The 17,407-nt window shown below is 35.0% G+C and carries 26 protein-coding genes and 3 pseudogenes; 9 read left to right on the top strand and 20 right to left on the bottom strand.

What is annotated here, in order from left to right; all coding sequences use genetic code 11:
• The first annotated feature begins 105 nt into the window (after window positions 1-105).
• Entirely contained in the window at window positions 106-726 is a 621-nt protein-coding gene (locus KFD70_RS12030; RefSeq protein ID WP_431613201.1) for an exosporium leader peptide, read from the top strand.
• 139 nt (window positions 727-865) lie between these two features.
• Here the strand turns inward: KFD70_RS12030 and KFD70_RS12025 are convergent, their stop codons facing one another.
• The 4 genes from KFD70_RS12025 to KFD70_RS12010 form a co-directional block, all read right to left on the bottom strand.
• Window positions 866-1,180: an HNH endonuclease signature motif containing protein gene (locus KFD70_RS12025; protein ID WP_336452823.1), complete on the bottom strand. Its 315-nt coding sequence runs from the start codon at window positions 1,178-1,180 to the stop codon at window positions 866-868.
• A 722-nt stretch (window positions 1,181-1,902) separates the two neighbouring features.
• Window positions 1,903-2,178: a stage V sporulation protein S gene (locus KFD70_RS12020; RefSeq protein WP_241815924.1), complete on the bottom strand. Its 276-nt coding sequence runs from the start codon at window positions 2,176-2,178 to the stop codon at window positions 1,903-1,905.
• A gap of 168 nt (window positions 2,179-2,346) precedes the next feature.
• Window positions 2,347-2,889 carry a site-specific integrase gene (locus KFD70_RS12015; protein WP_336452824.1) on the bottom strand — a complete coding sequence of 181 codons (543 nt, stop codon included), beginning with the start codon at window positions 2,887-2,889 and terminating at the stop codon, window positions 2,347-2,349.
• Entirely contained in the window at window positions 2,886-3,356 is a 471-nt protein-coding gene (locus KFD70_RS12010; RefSeq protein ID WP_336452825.1) for an ArpU family phage packaging/lysis transcriptional regulator, read from the bottom strand. Before KFD70_RS12010 ends, KFD70_RS12015 begins: the two co-directional genes overlap by 4 nt.
• A gap of 273 nt (window positions 3,357-3,629) precedes the next feature.
• On the opposite strand from KFD70_RS12010, the gene KFD70_RS12005 reads away from it, so the two are divergent.
• Window positions 3,630-3,794, top strand: coding sequence for a hypothetical protein (locus tag KFD70_RS12005; protein WP_336452826.1), 165 nt, complete (start codon window positions 3,630-3,632; stop codon window positions 3,792-3,794).
• A gap of 254 nt (window positions 3,795-4,048) precedes the next feature.
• On the opposite strand, the gene KFD70_RS12000 is transcribed toward KFD70_RS12005, so the two are convergent.
• Together KFD70_RS12000 and KFD70_RS11995 are read right to left on the bottom strand one after the other, a co-directional pair.
• Window positions 4,049-4,252, bottom strand: coding sequence for a hypothetical protein (locus KFD70_RS12000; protein WP_336452827.1), 204 nt, complete (start codon window positions 4,250-4,252; stop codon window positions 4,049-4,051).
• A 516-nt stretch (window positions 4,253-4,768) separates the two neighbouring features.
• Window positions 4,769-5,371: a hypothetical protein gene (locus KFD70_RS11995; protein ID WP_336452828.1), complete on the bottom strand. Its 603-nt coding sequence runs from the start codon at window positions 5,369-5,371 to the stop codon at window positions 4,769-4,771.
• Window positions 5,372-5,795: 424 nt separating this feature from the next.
• Here KFD70_RS11995 and KFD70_RS11990 point away from each other — a divergent pair, with 424 nt between their 5' ends.
• Window positions 5,796-6,326: a GNAT family N-acetyltransferase gene (locus KFD70_RS11990; protein WP_336452829.1), complete on the top strand. Its 531-nt coding sequence runs from the start codon at window positions 5,796-5,798 to the stop codon at window positions 6,324-6,326.
• 72 nt (window positions 6,327-6,398) lie between these two features.
• Here KFD70_RS11990 and KFD70_RS11985 read toward each other — a convergent pair whose 3' ends face one another.
• The 12 genes and pseudogenes from KFD70_RS11985 to KFD70_RS11930 all read right to left on the bottom strand — a co-directional run bounded on the left by KFD70_RS11985 (window position 6,399) and on the right by KFD70_RS11930 (window position 11,723).
• Entirely contained in the window at window positions 6,399-6,590 is a 192-nt protein-coding gene (locus KFD70_RS11985) for a DUF3954 domain-containing protein (protein ID WP_174101889.1), read from the bottom strand.
• A gap of 76 nt (window positions 6,591-6,666) precedes the next feature.
• Window positions 6,667-7,029 carry a cell division protein SepF gene (locus KFD70_RS11980; RefSeq protein WP_336452862.1) on the bottom strand — a complete coding sequence of 121 codons (363 nt, stop codon included), beginning with the start codon at window positions 7,027-7,029 and terminating at the stop codon, window positions 6,667-6,669.
• Window positions 7,004-7,288 (bottom strand): hypothetical protein, encoded by a 285-nt coding sequence (locus KFD70_RS11975; protein WP_336452830.1) that lies wholly within the window; start codon window positions 7,286-7,288, stop codon window positions 7,004-7,006. Before KFD70_RS11975 ends, KFD70_RS11980 begins: the two co-directional genes overlap by 26 nt.
• A complete protein-coding gene (locus KFD70_RS11970; protein ID WP_098100898.1) occupies window positions 7,263-7,451 on the bottom strand; it encodes a hypothetical protein in 189 nt (62 codons plus the stop codon). Before KFD70_RS11970 ends, KFD70_RS11975 begins: the two co-directional genes overlap by 26 nt.
• Window positions 7,451-8,773: pseudogene (gene dnaB, locus KFD70_RS11965) on the bottom strand (replicative DNA helicase). The gene KFD70_RS11970 and the pseudogene dnaB overlap by 1 nt, the downstream one beginning before the upstream one ends.
• The gene (locus KFD70_RS11960) at window positions 8,773-9,690 is read right to left on the bottom strand and encodes a DnaD domain-containing protein (protein WP_431613200.1); all 918 of its coding nucleotides are present in this window, start codon (window positions 9,688-9,690) and stop codon (window positions 8,773-8,775) included. Before KFD70_RS11960 ends, dnaB begins: the two are co-directional and overlap by 1 nt.
• A gap of 39 nt (window positions 9,691-9,729) precedes the next feature.
• Complete coding sequence (locus tag KFD70_RS11955) at window positions 9,730-9,867, bottom strand: hypothetical protein (protein WP_336452864.1); 138 nt, start codon at window positions 9,865-9,867, stop codon at window positions 9,730-9,732.
• Window positions 9,868-9,970: 103 nt separating this feature from the next.
• Entirely contained in the window at window positions 9,971-10,255 is a 285-nt protein-coding gene (locus KFD70_RS11950; RefSeq protein WP_018764090.1) for a hypothetical protein, read from the bottom strand.
• 184 nt (window positions 10,256-10,439) lie between these two features.
• Window positions 10,440-10,661 (bottom strand): RNA polymerase subunit sigma, encoded by a 222-nt coding sequence (locus tag KFD70_RS11945; RefSeq protein ID WP_336452833.1) that lies wholly within the window; start codon window positions 10,659-10,661, stop codon window positions 10,440-10,442.
• Window positions 10,662-10,707: 46 nt separating this feature from the next.
• Window positions 10,708-11,223 carry a helix-turn-helix domain-containing protein gene (locus tag KFD70_RS11940; RefSeq protein WP_336452834.1) on the bottom strand — a complete coding sequence of 172 codons (516 nt, stop codon included), beginning with the start codon at window positions 11,221-11,223 and terminating at the stop codon, window positions 10,708-10,710.
• A gap of 63 nt (window positions 11,224-11,286) precedes the next feature.
• The gene (locus tag KFD70_RS11935) at window positions 11,287-11,487 is read right to left on the bottom strand and encodes a helix-turn-helix domain-containing protein (protein ID WP_336452835.1); all 201 of its coding nucleotides are present in this window, start codon (window positions 11,485-11,487) and stop codon (window positions 11,287-11,289) included.
• A gap of 20 nt (window positions 11,488-11,507) precedes the next feature.
• Complete coding sequence (locus KFD70_RS11930) at window positions 11,508-11,723, bottom strand: helix-turn-helix domain-containing protein (protein ID WP_336452836.1); 216 nt, start codon at window positions 11,721-11,723, stop codon at window positions 11,508-11,510.
• A gap of 159 nt (window positions 11,724-11,882) precedes the next feature.
• On the opposite strand from KFD70_RS11930, the gene KFD70_RS11925 reads away from it, so the two are divergent.
• From KFD70_RS11925 to KFD70_RS11895, 6 genes and pseudogenes are all read left to right on the top strand, one after another.
• Window positions 11,883-12,254: a helix-turn-helix domain-containing protein gene (locus tag KFD70_RS11925; RefSeq protein ID WP_336452837.1), complete on the top strand. Its 372-nt coding sequence runs from the start codon at window positions 11,883-11,885 to the stop codon at window positions 12,252-12,254.
• A 243-nt stretch (window positions 12,255-12,497) separates the two neighbouring features.
• Entirely contained in the window at window positions 12,498-13,025 is a 528-nt protein-coding gene (locus tag KFD70_RS11920; protein WP_336452838.1) for an ImmA/IrrE family metallo-endopeptidase, read from the top strand.
• Between the two features lie 19 nt (window positions 13,026-13,044).
• Window positions 13,045-14,185: pseudogene (locus KFD70_RS29440) on the top strand (site-specific integrase).
• Window positions 14,186-14,487: 302 nt separating this feature from the next.
• A pseudogene (locus KFD70_RS11905) lies at window positions 14,488-14,616 on the top strand (EndoU domain-containing protein); the annotation flags it as partial.
• Window positions 14,617-14,649: 33 nt separating this feature from the next.
• The gene (locus tag KFD70_RS11900) at window positions 14,650-15,003 is read left to right on the top strand and encodes a type II toxin-antitoxin system toxin (protein WP_336452841.1); all 354 of its coding nucleotides are present in this window, start codon (window positions 14,650-14,652) and stop codon (window positions 15,001-15,003) included.
• Between the two features lie 345 nt (window positions 15,004-15,348).
• Complete coding sequence (locus KFD70_RS11895) at window positions 15,349-15,690, top strand: hypothetical protein (protein ID WP_336452842.1); 342 nt, start codon at window positions 15,349-15,351, stop codon at window positions 15,688-15,690.
• Window positions 15,691-15,981: 291 nt separating this feature from the next.
• On the opposite strand, the gene KFD70_RS11890 is transcribed toward KFD70_RS11895, so the two are convergent.
• Both KFD70_RS11890 and KFD70_RS11885 read right to left on the bottom strand, forming a co-directional pair.
• Window positions 15,982-16,323 (bottom strand): YolD-like family protein, encoded by a 342-nt coding sequence (locus tag KFD70_RS11890; RefSeq protein WP_336452843.1) that lies wholly within the window; start codon window positions 16,321-16,323, stop codon window positions 15,982-15,984.
• Window positions 16,320-17,407: Y-family DNA polymerase (locus KFD70_RS11885; protein WP_431613199.1), on the bottom strand; the 1,088-nt coding region annotated here is incomplete at its 5' end. The genes KFD70_RS11885 and KFD70_RS11890, both read right to left, overlap by 4 nt.

Here is a 17,407-nt window from a genome sequence, read left to right as displayed (position 1 = left end):
GATAATGAGATGTTATATGAAATAAACATGAACAAGCATACAAGCGAAAAGCTCCTTTATACAATACATATATTATAAGTATTGTATAAAGGAGTTCGATTGTTTATGTTTCCAAATAACCGAAGAAATTCCAACCCTTCTGCGGTCCCTTGTCCTGTTCCTAATCCTGTTAGTTGTCCGATTTCCCAAGGATCACAAGGACCCCCAGGTCCACAAGGAATACCAGGTCCACAAGGAATACCAGGTCCACAAGGAATACCAGGACCTCCAGCGCCAGGTATAATAGAATCTGCATTTAGAGCTAATAAAAACCAATCCTCCCAAAATGTTGCTGATAATGCTACTGTAACTGTTACTTTTGAAATCGAACAATTTGATTTCGGAAATGAGTATAACGGTGTTGATACTTTCAGCCCTAGCCAAGATGGAATATATTCAATTATTGCGGGTGTTTTGTTCCTTCCACAAAATTTGACAGTTATCTATAGTACTGAATTAAATGTGCAAGTCAATGGTATTACCGTCGCTTCTGATATGAAAACTACACCGGATTCAGGTTTCAATACAAGATTAAATATTTCTACTATTTACGGACTGCATGCAGGAGATATCGTGACCATCACCTTCTTTAGTACTAATGGTGGTGTAATTAGTCAATTACCTCCATCTCTAACAGTAAACTTTGCAGCAGCAAGACTTCCATTTACAAGTCCAGTACCTCTATAAACACTTCTATCCTACAAAAAAGATACCTTCTTAATTTAAAAGGTGTCTTTTTTAAATTCTAGCAAGAACACTGGATAGATTCTAAAGAATTTACTACATAATAAATTCACATCTGTTATATAATACCAATCCTTCATTTTCATCCATCTCTATCCCTCTTAATCAAATCACCATTGCTATCAAACATTACATCTTCTCTAATCAATACAGACTTACCAAACGTCTTTGTATTATGACAAGGTAAGCATAAGTATTGTAAGTTCTCATGATTCAATGTTATATCTGGATTGTTTATATTATCTGGTGTGATTTCTACAATATGGTCAACGATGTATCCAGGCTCTTCTTTGCAGTGCTCACACATTCCATCTAATGTTGTAGCTATGTATAATGCTCTACACTTCTTCCATGCTGTTGATTTATAAAAGTGCTTTGCATATTTTTTGCCATTCAACCACCTCTACAAAACTATGTAACTTTTCCATAATAAAAAGGAGCAACCACATATCAGTTGCTCCTGCTATAAATACGGTAAATGAAGTTTTACTTTTAAAAAGCAGAAAACTGCTATTCACCAGAATAACAGCTTTCTAAAATAGACAAGTCGTGTTTGTGTATCGCATATTTCATTTAGTTTGGTTAAGGTGTTTTCACGCCTCTTTCAACCGCTAAACAGTATATGTCTTTCCCTAATACATGTGTCTCTGCATTAGCGACTGAAAGAAGAGCAAAAGCCCTTCTTCATTTTCAAAGCATGTCACGCAAATCACTGTGAATTATATGAAACGGCAATCCATTCAACCCACAACCATCATCCATTTGGTGACGATCTATATAAACGTAGGTGTGAGCCGTGTTTTCCACCACTCTCACAATACAAATATATCACGTTGAATCCAAAACAACCGGCACATTCCCTGCCAAAAAGCGGTCACAACTCTGCCACTTATTTTTCTTCTTCCTCATCTGTTACTCTTATGTATTTTCTTCTAATGAATTATCCATATCTTATATTTTGTGTAACTGATCCAATCGCTGAACCCTTTGGTATTCTTAACTTTATAAGGCTTTCTATTTTGAGTTACACAATACAATAATAATGGTTAATTATAAATAAAAAAGAAAAAGACCGATTTCTATCGGCCTTTTAAAATTCCCTTATATTAACGCTCTCTATTAGGACCTTTTTTTTCTAGGACCTACAATTAATTTGATCGCTGTTTTTTCTTGATTATTGATAGAAACCTCCTGAAACGCTGGAACAAGAACCAAGTCAATGCCACTAGGAGCTACAAAACCTCTTGCAATAGCAATTGCTTTAATCGCTTGATTTAAAGAACCAGCTCCAATCACTTGGATTTCTACATTACCACTTGCTCTTAGTACACCTGCAATTGCACCTGCAACTGAATTTGGACTTGATTTTGACGATACCTTTAATATATTTTCCATGTAAGTTGCTCCCTCTGTTATTTAATGGCCTTTTTTTGTTACAGATTGGAATGTAATTAACGTATCTTTAACTAATATTCATACCAAAAGCAAACAGTACTATTTAAATACATTCATTCGATACTTTTTGTCTTCTTCCTGCTCAGCCGTATAAATAAAAAGCGATGACTAGATTTTAAACTTAGTCATCGCTTTATCCATTGCATCCTGGTTCACACCAATATATCTTAACGTAACTCTTTCAGATGAATGATTAAATATCTCCATAAGCAAAGCGATATTCTTTGTTTGCATGTACATATGATATCCAAATGTTTTACGTAATGTATGAGTCCCTATTTCTTTTAATCCAAACTCTGCTGCTGTGCTTCTAAGTATTTTATAAGCCATGCTGCGCCCAATCGGTTTATTCTTTCCTTCTCGACTTTTAATCAAATACTCATTGTCTTCTCTTTCTTCAATATACCAACGTAATTCTCTTTTTAATGATGGCGTTAATTGAATACGCTTCTGTTTACCTGTTTTCTTTTCTCTCATCGAAATATGACTACTCTTTAAATCTCCTACTTTCAATTTGAGAATATCACTAATACGTAACCCTGTATTAATCCCCATTACAAAAAGAATATAATTACGTTCACTCTTTTCTTTTAGGGATTCTTTAATTTGTTGTATTTGCTCTGGATCTCGAATAGGTTGGACAAAGTTCATAGGTCATCCCCTCCGTAATGTTCTTCTGCCTCATATACTTCTAATCTAAGAGCAAAAGCTAGTTTATAAAAAGCATTGGACTGATTACGTCTATATGTACGCTCACTCATGCCAATCTCGTTATAGACCATGTAATCAAAGACTTCTTCATCTTCTAAATAACGTTTTACGATAATGTCCCTTTGATTCTTACTGAAACGACTTAATGCCTTATCAATCTGAAAAGATAGACGTTTCAATCTCTCTTCTCGTTTACTCAATTCTAAATTAGCCAAAGCAACATCCTCAGCTGGTTTGCCTACAACATTTGTTGGGCCATAATATCTTACTTCACAAGAAGCTGTAACCTTCATCTCATTTCTAATCATCCCAAACTGTCTATAAATACGAACGTCTTCAAGAATCTTTTCTAAACGTGCCTGCGTTGCTTTACGATCAATCTTTGGCAAGAAAGTTAATTGAGTCATATATAAACACTCCTTGTCTATTTTATTAATGAAATAAAAAAAGCGGACATCAAACTACAGAGCAATATTGCTAACGCTCTTTGCAGTTCGATGTCCGCTGGTTCTTCCAGTAGGACTGATAATTCAATTGTATCTATTATACCATTTTCTTCTTTTTGGGTAATTTATAAAAGGATTATTTTGTTTAAATTTTGCTTAATTCTCATTGCTAATCATTTAAATATTTAAAATTCGTTATATAATGAATTCAACTTATAATTAGGAGTGATTAAAATGCCAGATATGATAGAAATCGTTCTTTTCATTCTTATAGCAATTAGTGCTGTTTTTTATTTAATAAAAGAATTTCAAAAACCTGAGAAAAAAGCACTTTGGATTTCGCTAGAATTTTTAGTTCTTTTCTGGGCAGTATGGGAAATAACGACTATCATAATATAATTTGTAGATTATAAGCCTTTTGAATAAATCTAAATATTCCGTATATAATGTATATAGGCGATAGCCATAACTCATTTAAATGAATCTCAAGCAGTGTTAGTTCCCATCCCTAGAGGGCAGTTAGCTTTAGCTAGCTGTTCTTTTGGTTGTTTGAATAAAATTCCAAATCCCGTTAATGCTATAAGTAGGCTGAATAGCCATAACTCATATTTGTAATACCTAAACTCTTTCTCCCTACTCCTTGGGCTGAGCAGTTAGCTTTTGCTAGCTGCTCTTATTTCTCCATCTGTTGCATGTCTTAAAAATTCGATATGAGCAAACCGCTCGCTATTATCTACATAAAGGTAAATCCAAACTAACGCTATTTCTTCCGATGCCTTTGTAACTTTTGCTAATCCTTGAAGTTCTGGATAATCCGGATGAATAACCATTACCAAATCATCTTTATAAAACCCCAATCGAATCTCCTCATTTCTCTACAAAATGAAATTTTTATTAATTTCTCTAACATTCGTGAATACTTGTTCAAATATCGTGCAAATTATAGATAGGCCACCAGCCATAATTCTATTACCGTGAAATCACGCTAAATTCTAACTCCTTAAGAGACAGTTGTGACAACCGAGCAGTTGGTTTGATGAGCCAGCTGCTTTGTTGTATAGATTTTCAATGTAAGTACATACTACCTTTGTAGAGCTTGATTAATTGTCATCTGAGAGGTTCTCTGGTTTACCCCACTTCTGTTTAGGAGAATAGCTTTAAAAGCTGTTCTCCTCTATTTAGTGGGACAAAGTTTTTGTTCTCAAGTTAAGTTTTATTAGGTTCTTTCAATCCCGTATAATATTTCAACTCCCGTTTAAACTATAGCTGTAACTTTAGGTTACAAATCATTGCTGTAAGCGCGGCGCTTCTTTTGTGCAACAAGTAGTTAGCTAATTGAGCTAGCTGCTTTGTTGTGCAAAATAACTATTTTGTTATACAGTCACTGCTTCTACTGCAGGTTTGTTTTTCTCTAATTGTTCAATTGCCATTTGCAATCCTAACCAGTAACCAATTAAACAACGCGGTAACCTTTTACCGAAATTCCAAACATCTTCCATCGTGTCAGAATCTAATGAGCTATTATGATAAACATCACTTAACCAAAAGTGGTAACTTTCCATAGATGAACTCTCATCAATCGCTGAAATAATGCGATCATATACTTCTTGTCCGCTTTCTGTTGTTTCATTCATATCGTATTCTTTCCAATATTCATCAAGTTCCCTTTTAGCCTTTTCTTCATCGAAATTCCAACGTTCTTCACAAAAAGCCGTTAACTTTCCAGTAAAATACCCTAAATCGAATCCTTTGATATTTTCTAATGTTGCTGGACATGTAAGGTTGTACACCGCTTCACCAATATCACCAGAAACAAACACGTTATATCCTGAAAGAGCAAATTTAGTGCGATACATATTCGTCCCAGGCTTGCCCCAATAAATAACCTGTAATCCTTCTTCACCTTGAATTTCAGACACATGATCTTCAAACCAATTCTCTTTAATGTCTTTAGTTGCTTTTTCAATATATTCCATCTCTCATTCTCCTTTACGAATAATCTTTTTTGTATTACACATACTACCTCTGAGCCGGCTTCCCTACGGCTGTACTCTTTCAAAACGGAGCTCTCTCCTCCGTGTCGTTTAAGAACAGGCGGGTAACTTAATTGTTGCCTGCCTTTTTTGTGTATAGACGTAAAAATATTGTCCATACTTATTGGTGAAGACATTGTTAGCTATTCGTAGCGACCTCCAACAAATGCTTCTTTCAGGACCGTTCTCATAAAAGGAGCGGTCTTATTTCATCTCCGCATCCCCCATTTCGATTAAAATAACGCTTTTGTTCAATTTAGTAATTTCTTATATAATAGAAGTTAACTAATCCAGAAGGGACTGAATTATGCGCAGATATCAATATTTTTAATCTACCCATCACAACAACATAATGGAGGTAAAAGTATTGATTACAGAATTACAGACACAAAGATTACATTTAAGACAAATGAAGGAATCTGATTCATTAAGCATGTTTAAAATATGGTCTGATCCTGACGTTACAAAATTCATGAATATAAGTAATTTCACTGATGAAAACCAAGCGAAAGATATGATTCATTTTCTCAATGAACTTGCTCAAAATAACAAATCTCTCCGTTTTACTATTATTGAAAAAGAATCTAATCAAATTATCGGTTCATGTGGCTATAATTCCTTGGATTTCGAAAACTCAAAAACAGAGATTGGTTATGATATTTCGAAAACATTTTGGGGCAAAGGTTATGCCCCTGAAGCGATTTCTGCTCTATTAGATTACGCTTTTACACATCTGAAACTAAATCGTGTCGAAGCAAAAGTTGAACCTGAAAATGTGAACTCCATAAAAGTATTACAAAAATCACAATTCACTTTTGAAGGGACTCTAAGAAAAAGCGAAAAATCAGCTGGGAAGCTTATCGATTTAAATATTTATTCGAAATTAATAACCGATTAATTTTAGTCACTCGGCCTATACTATATTGAAGTATAGGCTTCTTTAATTTTTATACAAAATTCAAATTTGGTATTAAATCAACTGCGTTTTCCGTTCATCCATACGAGTTACTTTTCCACTTTTATATACAAAGGACTGTTCCCCGTGACCACTTGTGGGTGGCTCTATTGGATGAACTTGTCCATCTTTCACAACATAAATCATATTTTCCGCTAATGAAATTTCAGCCTTCATTTCTGCAATGTTTTCCTTAATAATTGCCACCGGAACCACTCCTATTTGTGTTATAATTACTTTGTCGAATAATTATGTCGGGAGTAATCCCGGCTTTTTTATTTGCCTATAAATATTGCACAACATTCTCTGGAATGAACGGTTGTTCAATAGATAAGTGAAGCCGTATCGAAATTGGCTTTTTACTATCCCTTGCTCGCCTACACATTTCTTCCGCTTCTTCCCACTCAAATTGTTTATCCTCAGCTCGTTTATAACGCCAAACCCCAATTGCGTACTCTTCAAATAATTCATAACGATCATCTGGTGCTGTCGTTGGTTTCAATTCATCAATTGCTTTGGCTTGACGAGGTATTTGCACGACTACATCAACAAAACGTAATTTTGAATTCAATCGATGAACATTCGCTTTATTAAGATCAAATGAAACAACAGGCTCAACATCAAAAATCGTTAGCTGCTTCATAATCTTCACTCTTTTCTTTTTTCATCATCACAACATAGCAAGTATCAGCATCCGTTTGTTTAAAACTATAATTAGCTGTACTAATCTTTCCGTTCGTTCGCTTATGAATGAATTCCCTCAGCCGCTGCACTAACGATCTAATCGGATGAACACATGAATATCCTCTTTTTTCTAAATCCTGTACGGCATGTAGGATATCATTAAATTTTTTACGTTTGAGATGAATCGTATCTCCATTACGCCAATTTCTTGTTAGAATCATTTTTTGTTCCCTCCAGCACTTGCAAGCTTGCTGCTAAAATCCCTTCAAGCTGCGTTAACGTTAATTGGTCTAATGTTTGTCCGTTTATTTCAGATAATCCTAAGTCTAGTAATTTACGAATAATAAACAATTTTCTTCTTTCAACTTCCCGTCGTAATAACATCATCTGGCCTCCTGCTGCTCATTAAATTTACGTTCTAAGTTAACAAACTTACTAAATTCTTTAATGAATGCCAGCTCTACTGTACCGACAGGCCCATTTCTCTGCTTGGCCAGAATAATTTCAGTTATGCTTTTATTCGCTGTTTCAGCATCGTAATAATCTTCACGATATAAAAATGCAATCAAGTCAGCATCTTGCTCAATTTGCCCTGTCTCACGTAAGTCGGATAACAGAGGACGTTTATCTTGTCTGCTCTCAACAGCACGACTTAATTGTGATAAAGCAACTACACATACATCTAATTCTCTGGCCATCAATTTCAACTTACGACTAATCTCACCAATCTCTTGCATACGATTTCCTCGATGCTTTGGATCACCAACAATAAGCTGTAAATAATCAATCGCTATTAATACCTTTTTATCTGGATGTTTACGTTTTAGTTTTCTGGTCTTTGCATAAATTTCTTGCATTGTTACATTTGCTTTATCGTATATTTCCAGCGGTAAATTATTTATCAGCCCCATCGCTTGACTAATATTTTCCCAATCTTTGATATTGCAAAGCTTCTTAGGGTTTTTCATTTTGGTTGCCTCAACATTACCAGCACTAGAAATCATTCGCTTGAGCAATTGTTCTTCTCCCATCTCTAGTGAAAAGACTCCAACTGCTGTATCCGAACTTGCAGCATGATAAGCAACGTTTAGTACAAACGCCGTTTTTCCCATTGCTGGACGTGCGCCAACAATAATTAAGTCTCCTGTCTGTAATCCGGAAGTCATTCGATTAAAATCGTTATATCCAGTGTTTATACCTGTTAAATCGCCAACATCGATTTGCATCTTCTTATATAGCCCAACAAGCGTTTCTTTTAAATCAAACTCACCTGAATAACCCGTTTCCTCTATCGCATTTAGTTCATCGATTGTATTGCTGATTGCACTAATATCCTTGTCTTTCTGAAGACGGTTATATAAATCACCAGCAACCTCTTGAGCATGTCGCATTTTCTATGCTTCTATTACGAGCCCTTCGTGATATGAAAAGTTTTTTGTTGTCGAAACGCCTTCGGCTAAATTAACTAAAAACTGAATACCACCAATTTGGTCCAAAAAGCTATCTAATTTTTCAACTACAGTTACAAGATCTATAGGACTTTCAGCATCATCAAGTTCTTTCATCGTCTTAAAAATAACTTGATGCGTTGGAAGAGAAAATTGATTTGGATTTAACTGACAATCTTTAATTAAATCTCCTTCAACAATAATGCTCCCTAAAACGCTTTGTTCCGCCTCTACATTACGAATGATGTCGTTACTCATTATTGCATCCATCCATTCTGTTGATTAAGTACTGCAAGTTCTTCGTCTGTAGGAATGTTTCGTTGCCATGATTCTTGTTGTTGTAATACTTGCTTAGTAGATTCAGACATAGCGACAGGTTGTTGTGCTGGTTGTTGGTTTACTTGTGTTGTTCGTTTAGCACGAAACTCTTTGTCGGCTACTTCAACATCCGTTACTGTTTTAAAGCCCTTAACATGCCAATCTCTCAAAATTGAATTTACATAAGACATGTTTCTTGTATTTTTTTCTAAAGCGATTTCCATTGCCTTAATAACTAGCTCTGCATTTAAATCATCAACCCATGCAAGAATTCCTTCTGCGATGAAAGGAGAAATAACTCCGAAGTTTTGTTCATAAAAAGAAATTGGATTAACTTCAACAACTTCTTCCGCGTTCGCGCATTTTTCTTCTTGTTGTTGTTCTTCTTCTTTTTCTTCTTCTTTTTCTTGCCCACCTGTCGTTGACGTATCGTCGTTAGCAAGGAATTCTTCAAAAATAGCACGGATTTTATCATTTTTAACTTTTGGAGCGACTAAACTAACAAGACTAATATCAACTACCCCATCCAGTTCTTTGCGAACACAATCCTCAATTGGTTTACCTCCTCTATTAAGGTTGTATTTCCCCCAGTTGATAATCGCTAGTTCGCGTGTTTCTGGATTATATTTAACTAATTTATGGTGATTTTCAAAACGATCTAAGAGTGAATTAACACTTTCCATGGAGTAACCTAAATCAAAAGCCATTTGCTTTTTGGTGATTTGGTACACTCCGATTTGTGTAGTACATGGATTTGTAAGAAGATACAGATTAAATAATTTATCTTCCGGAGTCATCTCTTCAATAACTTTTGCATCCTGCCAAAATGAAACTTGTACTGGTCTGAAAATTGCCATGTTATTCATCCTCCCGTTTACATATCGCAAATCCGTCTTCTATACGTAATAAGCGATAATTTTTATAAGCTTTTTTAAATATTGTTCTACTAAATAAATAAGGTGCTGCTCTGATGTCGATTGCTGAAGTAATTTTGGATTCAGCAACACTTTATGTAATGATTTGTCCAAAAGCATGTAGCACCCTCCATTGTTATACCAACATCAGTTTGGTATAATTAACCTAAGTTAAATTTGAAAAGTAACTTTCTTCTATCGCTCGGCAAAGCGATAGATTTTTTTATTTTCTGCGAGTTACTAAGGAGACATTAACTCCCTTTGCTTGAAGACCTTTGATTATTACTCGATAGCTTTTCGATACCTCATGTTCTTCTTTTGCATCACGAAGCATTTTAAATTCTTCAGCGCATCGATTAAGTTCATCTTCCCAACGATTTGATTCTTCAACTGATTTCGCATTAAACATGTTATTAATGCATGCAATCATACAGTCGTGAAGTTTATTCGCAAATGAAAAATCTCCTGGAAGAACAAGATCATGAAGGCGATTGTATTTCGCTGTCATAGATTACACCTCATTTCTTTTTAAACTGATGCTGTACGCATCGTTACAACCAGAAAGGAGAATCATTTTTAAGGGGATGGGGGTAACAATCCCTTTCTAGTCATAACGACAAGCACAGTGCTTGTCCAAACAAATAATAAAATGTTATAATTGCTTTATCGAATTTATTGCGAGCTACTGTTGTCTAGGCGGTAGCTTTTTCTTTTGCCCATTTATGCTTTAAAGTGAAGGACGCTTCGATAATTTTGATACGAATACCCACTAACTTCTTCTCTTGATTTAACTCTTCAAACTTTCTATTATCAGCAAATGTTTTAGCAATTTTCATCTCACCAGTTAGCTTTGCATCATAACGAATAAGTTCCTTGTACTCTTTTAAACTTGGATTTTTGTAATCTACTGTCATTTGTATTCTCCTTTCGCCTCAGTCCTTCTATACAAAAATCATTCAATTAATTTTCTGTATACCGCCTTGCCCTTAAGGACAACCTCCAATATTTAAAAACCTCTTTCATTGAAAAATCATGCCGCTCACAAAGAACAGCTACTAAATTTGTCATCGATGCCGCCGCATCTAAAATTTCATGCATAACTTTATTCATTTCTTGTTTTTCTAAATCTGATAAAGCTTGAGGAGGTTTAAACCAACAAACTGTTTCTAGTTGTTCAAGAGCCTCCGCCGTTTCTTTTTGAACCATGTACTTCATGCTAGTAGGATGCTGATCTATATATTCTCCGTCTAAATATGGAATACTAACTGTTCCAGCCGCTTCTCCCCACACTTGGAAAAAGAATTGTGGATCATCGAGTGCTTCTGAAAGATGCTTTTGCATATCTTTCGGTAAAATGCGATTTTCTGTTTCATATTTCGCTAGTGACTCACGACTAGCTGGAATACTAGATGAAAGTTCTTCCTGCGTATAACCTTTTCGTTTTCGTACCGACGCTATTTCTTTTCCTATATACATTTCCCTCACCCTTTTTGTACCTAAATCGGTATTTGTTTGTTACAAATATATCCATTACAATATTTATATAGCTTGCTGAGAACGTGATTCTAACCAATTGAAAAATGCATCGCGCCCTACCCTTTTCTGACGTCCGACACGAACCAGTGGAAAATCCTTGTATTCCATAATTTCGTACGCAACACGTTTAGAAATTCCAAGAATTTCCGAAACATGAACTGCTGTAAGAACTAATGGATAATCATTGATTGTTTTGTTTGACATTATCTTCTACCTCCTATTTATCATTCTGAAACTTTGCAAACTGAATAGCGTGTAGGTAAAAAAATCTCTTCTTTTTTCTTCCCATATAGTTTTGCAATTTGATCTGCTCGTTCAGTACTTACTTGACGTTGGCCCTTTTCAATTTGCGATAAATATCCACCCGAAATGCCAAGTTTCTTTGCAGCTTCTTCAATACTAATTCCCAATTTCATACGCATCTCTTTTGGTCCGTTCACTTTTATCACCACCTAAACTTTGCAATTTGTGTTGTTAAACAAAATATACTACGCATAACAAAAAGTGCCAACGCGTTTTGCAAAGTTTTTATTAATTCATTTTAAATTTTGCACTTTGCAAAGTATAATTAAACTTAGAAGATGAATAGGAGGATTCCTATGATTGGAGAACGTTTACGAAAGTTAAGAAAAACAAACAAACTAACTATGAAAGAATTAGGTCAAAAATTAAATCTTGCAGAATCCACAATATCTGGATATGAGAATGGAAACAGAAAACCTGATTATGACACCTTAAATAAATTTGCAGATTTTTTCGAGGTTTCAGCTGATTATCTCCTAGGACGAGATTCAGTAAAAAATACCGATAAGAATGCTACTATTGATAATCCTTTAACAGATCCAAATTTAGGTCTTTGGTTCAAAGACATCAAAGATGCTTCTCCTGAAAAACAGGAAGAACTTAAACAATTTTGGGAGTTCATTAAAGCTAAGGAGAAAAACCGTAAGCCTGGGGAGAAACAACATTAATTGAATAGGGTATATATAAATGCACTTTTCAATGCATATTTTTTTAGGTCTACTCATTGACTATAGTTGATGAATTTCACTCTAGTTTTAAATTATTAATTGTAATACTGCATTTGCAGATGAAATAGCTGGGAAGATTAGCTAAATATATAGGATGTTTTTACAAAAAAGTCACTTCGTGGCTTTTCTTTTTTGTTATAATAGGAACATATGTTTGTATAATTAGTAATGGAGTGAAACAATATGCATAAAACACAATCCTACTACACAACACAAATCGAAGACTATATTGAGAAATTGTACCACTCACTATCTATCTTTGTTCCTGAACAAATTGATATGATAACGATTGCTCAAAAATTAAATATTTGGTTGCATTTCGCACCATTCAGAAGTCGTGCTATTTGTAGAGATGATTTACCTAGTATTATTATCGATAGTCGAAAGGATATTTACCATCGTTGGGAAGATTTTAGCCACGAACTATGTCATGTTCTATTTCATGTAGGAAATCAGTTACATGTGCCGAAAATGTTTTTAGACTATCAGGAAGCTAAAGCTAAAAGTTTCATGTTACATTTCTGCATTCCTACTTTTATGTTGAGAAAACTGGATTTCCCTGAAACACAAATAGAGACGATATGTCTAATCGCACAAACTTTTAATGTTTCATTTAAAATTGCAAAGCAACGTTTCTTACATTATGAAAATCAATTATTAGCTAGTCGCCTGCAGGATATATTTTCAAAAACGTGTTTAATTGCACAGTGAAACTTAGGAGGCGTTAGAAATGAAAGGATATTTTCGAAAGCGCGGTACCAAATGGTCTTTTACTGTTGATTTAGGAAAAGATCCTACCGGGAAACGTAAACAAAAAACGATGTCAGGTTTCAAAACAAAAAAAGAGGCTGAAAAATCTTGTAATGAATTAATTAACCAACTCAATAAAGGGACTTACATTGAACCTACTGAAAAAACAGTGGCTGATCTTCTCATGGATTGGCTTGACCTTATCGCTAGCCAATCCCTCCGCCCTTCTACTTTTCATAATCGAAAAGATTTAATTGAAAAGCGTATTATTCCAGCTATAGGACATTACAAGCTGAACAAAATACCCCCTGAGATTATACAAAAGTTCTATAAGGATATGGTACAAGGTGAGGGATTAAGCCCTGATTATGTACGAACAATGCACAGTGTATTACGAAAAGTTTTTAAACAAGCTGTCATTTGGAAACTAATCAGTCAAAACACCATGGAGCTTGTGCAACCCTCCTCGTATCGAAACAAAAGATATTCAAACTTGGTCATTAGAAGAAGCCAATCAATTTCTTCAACATACCGAGAATGAGCGTCTTCATATCGCTTATGTTTTAGCTATTTATACTGGAATGCGTCGCGGTGAGATTCTAGGGCTACGTTGGAGGGATTGTGACTTGGAACAAGCTAAAGTAAGTATTCGACAAACATTAGCGCGAGTGGATGGAAAACTAGTTTTCCAAGAGCCAAAAACAAAAGGATCTAAGCGGCGGATTACAATTACTGAAGAAGTCATTTCAGCGTTAAAAAAGCACCGCTCTGAACAAAATAAATACAAACTATTACTTGGCCCTGGTTATATCGATAATGACCTCATAGTTTGTACAGAGGATGGGAAACCCATTGACCCACGAAATCTTTTGCGACATTTTGCAAGGATGAAAAAAGAGACCAATGTTCCAGAGCTTCGCTTTCATGATTTAAGACATACCCATGCAACGATTTTATTATTACTTAGTGAAAATCCTAAAGTCGTTTCTGAGCGTCTTGGACATAGTCGTGTTGATATTACATTGGACATTTATAGTCATGTGCTACCTGATATGCAAGAGAACGCGGCGAATAACTTCGAACAGGCAATGAAACAAAAGAAAAACGATGCCACGCATTGACCACAATGACCACATTTTTGACCACACACTTATATAAAATAGAGTAAATTAGAGTAAAAACAGATGTTTGGGAAGAGAAGTAAAACCTTGATTTCATGCACTTCTCTCCCATTCCATCACATATAATTAATACCAAACGCTATTTTGACAGGGTGGAGGTCGTGAGTTCGAGCCTCTCCGGGGTCATATCTTTTTATGAAGTTCAAACCCAACCATACCAAGGGTTTGAACTTTTTTATTTACTTTATAAAAACATAAAAAAAACTATTAAAATTTAAAAATCGGGACAATCAAAACTATAAAATGAAGCATATAATAATAGAACTTATGAATTTGGTAACACATATTCTGGAATAGGTTCAGATGGTATAAAGATTAGCATGTATATAGATGGAAATGGGAAAATCATCTCTGCTTTCCCATCGGAATAAATTTTATTTTTAGTATAAAGGAGTACAATAGTAATGAAATATCCATATAGCTTTGAAGTACTTACCAACGGAAAATTAGTTATGAGGCTTCCTCAAGAAATTAAACTTATTGAGACTTTTTTAGGCGTTGAAGTTTCTGTGTTTGGAGATTGGATTTTAGAAGAAATACATAGTGTTTTAAATGGGAAAGAAAATTACGTAGTAGTAAATGGAAACATTTGCGGTTTAGAAATTCGGAAAGATACAACTACTGTCCTAGACAATTTGGCTGAAGATGGTAAGGGAGATTTTTGTGAGATAGAAACGATTGAATTAGTAGATTTAATTCATATTTGGCTAGATAAACAAAAAGAATTTAAAAAAGAGAAAAATAAAGAATTGAAATAATAGCTAGAGCTGACTTCTTATAGAAGTCAGCTCTAGCTATTATTTCACATTCCCCCCATTATCTTATGTTTTAAAGTCGTTTTCCCCAGAGAATTCCCAACGAAATTAAGTATGTAAACCCTATGCAATACAAATGCATTCAAAACGGCTTACATATCATAAAACCTAGCGTATTATCTCGTAAATTAGACCCGAAGTTTTAAATTTTGCGCGGATTTTTCAAACGCCTGGCGGAACAAAAACAACTCATTCTTTATTTTCCCTAAAGAATGGGATAGAGTAGAAATGATTATAAAAAATAATGAGATAATAACCGCATATCCTGTTTATACAAGGAGTGAAAAAATGAAATACACATATGAATTTTATCGTGATGGGCTTGGTGGATTAAGAATACGCTTGCCAAAAGAAATTCCTATTATTTCTCATTTTCTAGAAGATATTTTAGATGATGAGGCAGATGAATATATACAGATTTTAGATAATGTAGTAGATAAAAAATTCCCGCAATATGAAATAGAGGGGAACGTGGCAGCTGTCTACATCGAACCTAATTATACAAGTGCTATTAACTTTTTTATGAGTCCCCCAAATAACCAATGTAAAATTGAGACCCCTGAGTTTAGAAAACTACTAGTGTTGTGGAGAGATAAAGTGGTAGCAGCGGAAAAAGATATAGAAGCGTAAAAAAAGACCGCCCTTACAGGCAGTTTTCTTTTACGCTTTAAACCTATTATTTCCTATTTTATAGTCGTTTTCCCTAGAGATTTATCAGCGAAATTGAGTACGTATATTCGAAGTAATACAAATACATTCAACGCGTTTTACATCCTGTAAAATGTTCATTTTGTAGACCTGAAGTTTTTGAGGCACATCCGTCGTGAAGGCGTCGGCTAATAGAAGAAAGGCACAAAACGAGTTTCTTCTAATTCACCTAGTGTACAGCAAGTATGAAGCTTCATGTCATTTCAATATCCCTTATTCAATATCAATTACATCGATAAATGTAAACCTCTTCTTATAATGAAATGCATCCGTACATATTACTTCTTTTTTTAAAGGATCAATATCGACAACGGTCATATAACTAGTAAGTACGTAACCATCCTCATAGTATGTAATTAATATTTCTTCTTCGGTTAATAACGACATTAGTAGACGATTCTCAATTCGTTCCTGGGAGTCTTGCGTTACGATTGGTCGTGACACTTTTGCATTTTCTCTAATGATTCTTCTTATACCGGCAAATTGTTCCGGCATACTTGCAAACGGCTGCCATTTTACCATACCTCTTCCTTTTGGCATATTTGCGTTATTCATGATTTGTGTCCCCCTAGTAGTGTGTTTCGATATTTCGCAGTTGCATTTTCTGTATAGGAAACACCTCGTAAAATGCTATTTTTTCCGAAACGTGTTCTAATTTCATCCATGACCTGCGTAAGTCTCATTTCTTTTTCTCGTTGTATTACGTTATCAAATAACGACATCTGTTCTTCACCTTCTGCGACTAGATTCGTTAGTGATATACGAACCGTTCGAATTGGCTCACCAGTGTATAGTGTGTGTAAATAATATGTACAAACGTGATACACATCCATCGTTAAATTGGTCGGCCGGCTGAACGTGTGCGTTTTTCTAAAGCCACCACCGTACCCTTTACTGCTACCTATCGAAAGGTGGATTGTTCGAGCGAGTTTCTTTTGCATGCGTAATCGATAGCACACTTCTTCTGTATGCTCGAGCAAAATGATCGGAATCTCATCTATCATATAATCACGTAATAATATCTGGCTCTTAGCGATAGATTTTTCCGCCTGGATATGTTTTTCCGATATACGACTGAAATCTATACCGTTACTATGTAAGTGTAATTCTTCTCCGAGTACCCCGAAGTTTTGTTTTAAATATTTCAGTGGATAGTTCGCTAGATCACCGATTGTATAAATTCCTTTTCGGTTTAACTTCGCTTCTGTTTTGTACGATATACCCCAAAATTTACTAAGCGGCCTTATGCTCCATAACTTCTCGGGTATATCGTCGTACGTCCATTGTGTAATCCCGGTTTTGTTCCGCTTTGCCTCACTATCCAGTGCTACCTTACTCATTAATAAATTGGGACCAATACCGATTGTGCATATAATACGCGTACGGTCGTAGACTTCACGCTTAAAATTTAGTGCAAATTCGTACGGACTAGCTGCAAACAAATGAATACTAGCCGTCATGTCCATGAAAAATTCGTCTATTGAATACTGGTGAAAGTCTTCCGGTGCCACGTATTGTAGCGCTAGTTTCGTTATGTAATTCGAGCATTTCATATACGTATGCATAATTGGATTAACGATAAGTATATCTGGTCGTTTAGGTATTTCGTATAACCTTGTCATTTTTTTAACACCCAAAG

It is taken from the genome of Bacillus pfraonensis, assembly GCF_050768835.1.
GTDB lineage: Bacteria > Bacillota > Bacilli > Bacillales > Bacillaceae_G > Bacillus_A > Bacillus_A pfraonensis.
Note: the sequence above shows the minus strand (reverse complement) of the source record. Positions and strands in the feature narration are given on the sequence as shown.

What these genes read in the sequence shown, in the direction of transcription:
- KFD70_RS12030 (WP_431613201.1), top strand. Translation starts at nt 106, where the DNA reads ATGTTTCCAAATAACCGAAGAAATTCCAACCCTTCTGCGGTCCCTTGT.
- KFD70_RS12020 (WP_241815924.1), bottom strand. Translation starts at nt 2,178, where the DNA reads ATGGAAAATATATTAAAGGTATCGTCAAAATCAAGTCCAAATTCAGTT.
- KFD70_RS12015 (WP_336452824.1), bottom strand. Translation starts at nt 2,889, where the DNA reads ATGAACTTTGTCCAACCTATTCGAGATCCAGAGCAAATACAACAAATT.
- KFD70_RS12010 (WP_336452825.1), bottom strand. Translation starts at nt 3,356, where the DNA reads ATGACTCAATTAACTTTCTTGCCAAAGATTGATCGTAAAGCAACGCAG.
- KFD70_RS12005 (WP_336452826.1), top strand. Translation starts at nt 3,630, where the DNA reads ATGCCAGATATGATAGAAATCGTTCTTTTCATTCTTATAGCAATTAGT.
- KFD70_RS11995 (WP_336452828.1), bottom strand. Translation starts at nt 5,371, where the DNA reads ATGGAATATATTGAAAAAGCAACTAAAGACATTAAAGAGAATTGGTTT.
- KFD70_RS11975 (WP_336452830.1), bottom strand. Translation starts at nt 7,288, where the DNA reads ATGATTCTAACAAGAAATTGGCGTAATGGAGATACGATTCATCTCAAA.
- KFD70_RS11970 (WP_098100898.1), bottom strand. Translation starts at nt 7,451, where the DNA reads ATGTTATTACGACGGGAAGTTGAAAGAAGAAAATTGTTTATTATTCGT.
- KFD70_RS11960 (WP_431613200.1), bottom strand. Translation starts at nt 9,690, where the DNA reads ATGGCAATTTTCAGACCAGTACAAGTTTCATTTTGGCAGGATGCAAAA.
- KFD70_RS11955 (WP_336452864.1), bottom strand. Translation starts at nt 9,867, where the DNA reads ATGCTTTTGGACAAATCATTACATAAAGTGTTGCTGAATCCAAAATTA.
- KFD70_RS11950 (WP_018764090.1), bottom strand. Translation starts at nt 10,255, where the DNA reads ATGACAGCGAAATACAATCGCCTTCATGATCTTGTTCTTCCAGGAGAT.
- KFD70_RS11945 (WP_336452833.1), bottom strand. Translation starts at nt 10,661, where the DNA reads ATGACAGTAGATTACAAAAATCCAAGTTTAAAAGAGTACAAGGAACTT.
- KFD70_RS11940 (WP_336452834.1), bottom strand. Translation starts at nt 11,223, where the DNA reads ATGTATATAGGAAAAGAAATAGCGTCGGTACGAAAACGAAAAGGTTAT.
- KFD70_RS11935 (WP_336452835.1), bottom strand. Translation starts at nt 11,487, where the DNA reads ATGTCAAACAAAACAATCAATGATTATCCATTAGTTCTTACAGCAGTT.
- KFD70_RS11925 (WP_336452837.1), top strand. Translation starts at nt 11,883, where the DNA reads ATGATTGGAGAACGTTTACGAAAGTTAAGAAAAACAAACAAACTAACT.
- KFD70_RS11920 (WP_336452838.1), top strand. Translation starts at nt 12,498, where the DNA reads ATGCATAAAACACAATCCTACTACACAACACAAATCGAAGACTATATT.
- KFD70_RS11900 (WP_336452841.1), top strand. Translation starts at nt 14,650, where the DNA reads ATGAAATATCCATATAGCTTTGAAGTACTTACCAACGGAAAATTAGTT.
- KFD70_RS11895 (WP_336452842.1), top strand. Translation starts at nt 15,349, where the DNA reads ATGAAATACACATATGAATTTTATCGTGATGGGCTTGGTGGATTAAGA.
- KFD70_RS11890 (WP_336452843.1), bottom strand. Translation starts at nt 16,323, where the DNA reads ATGAATAACGCAAATATGCCAAAAGGAAGAGGTATGGTAAAATGGCAG.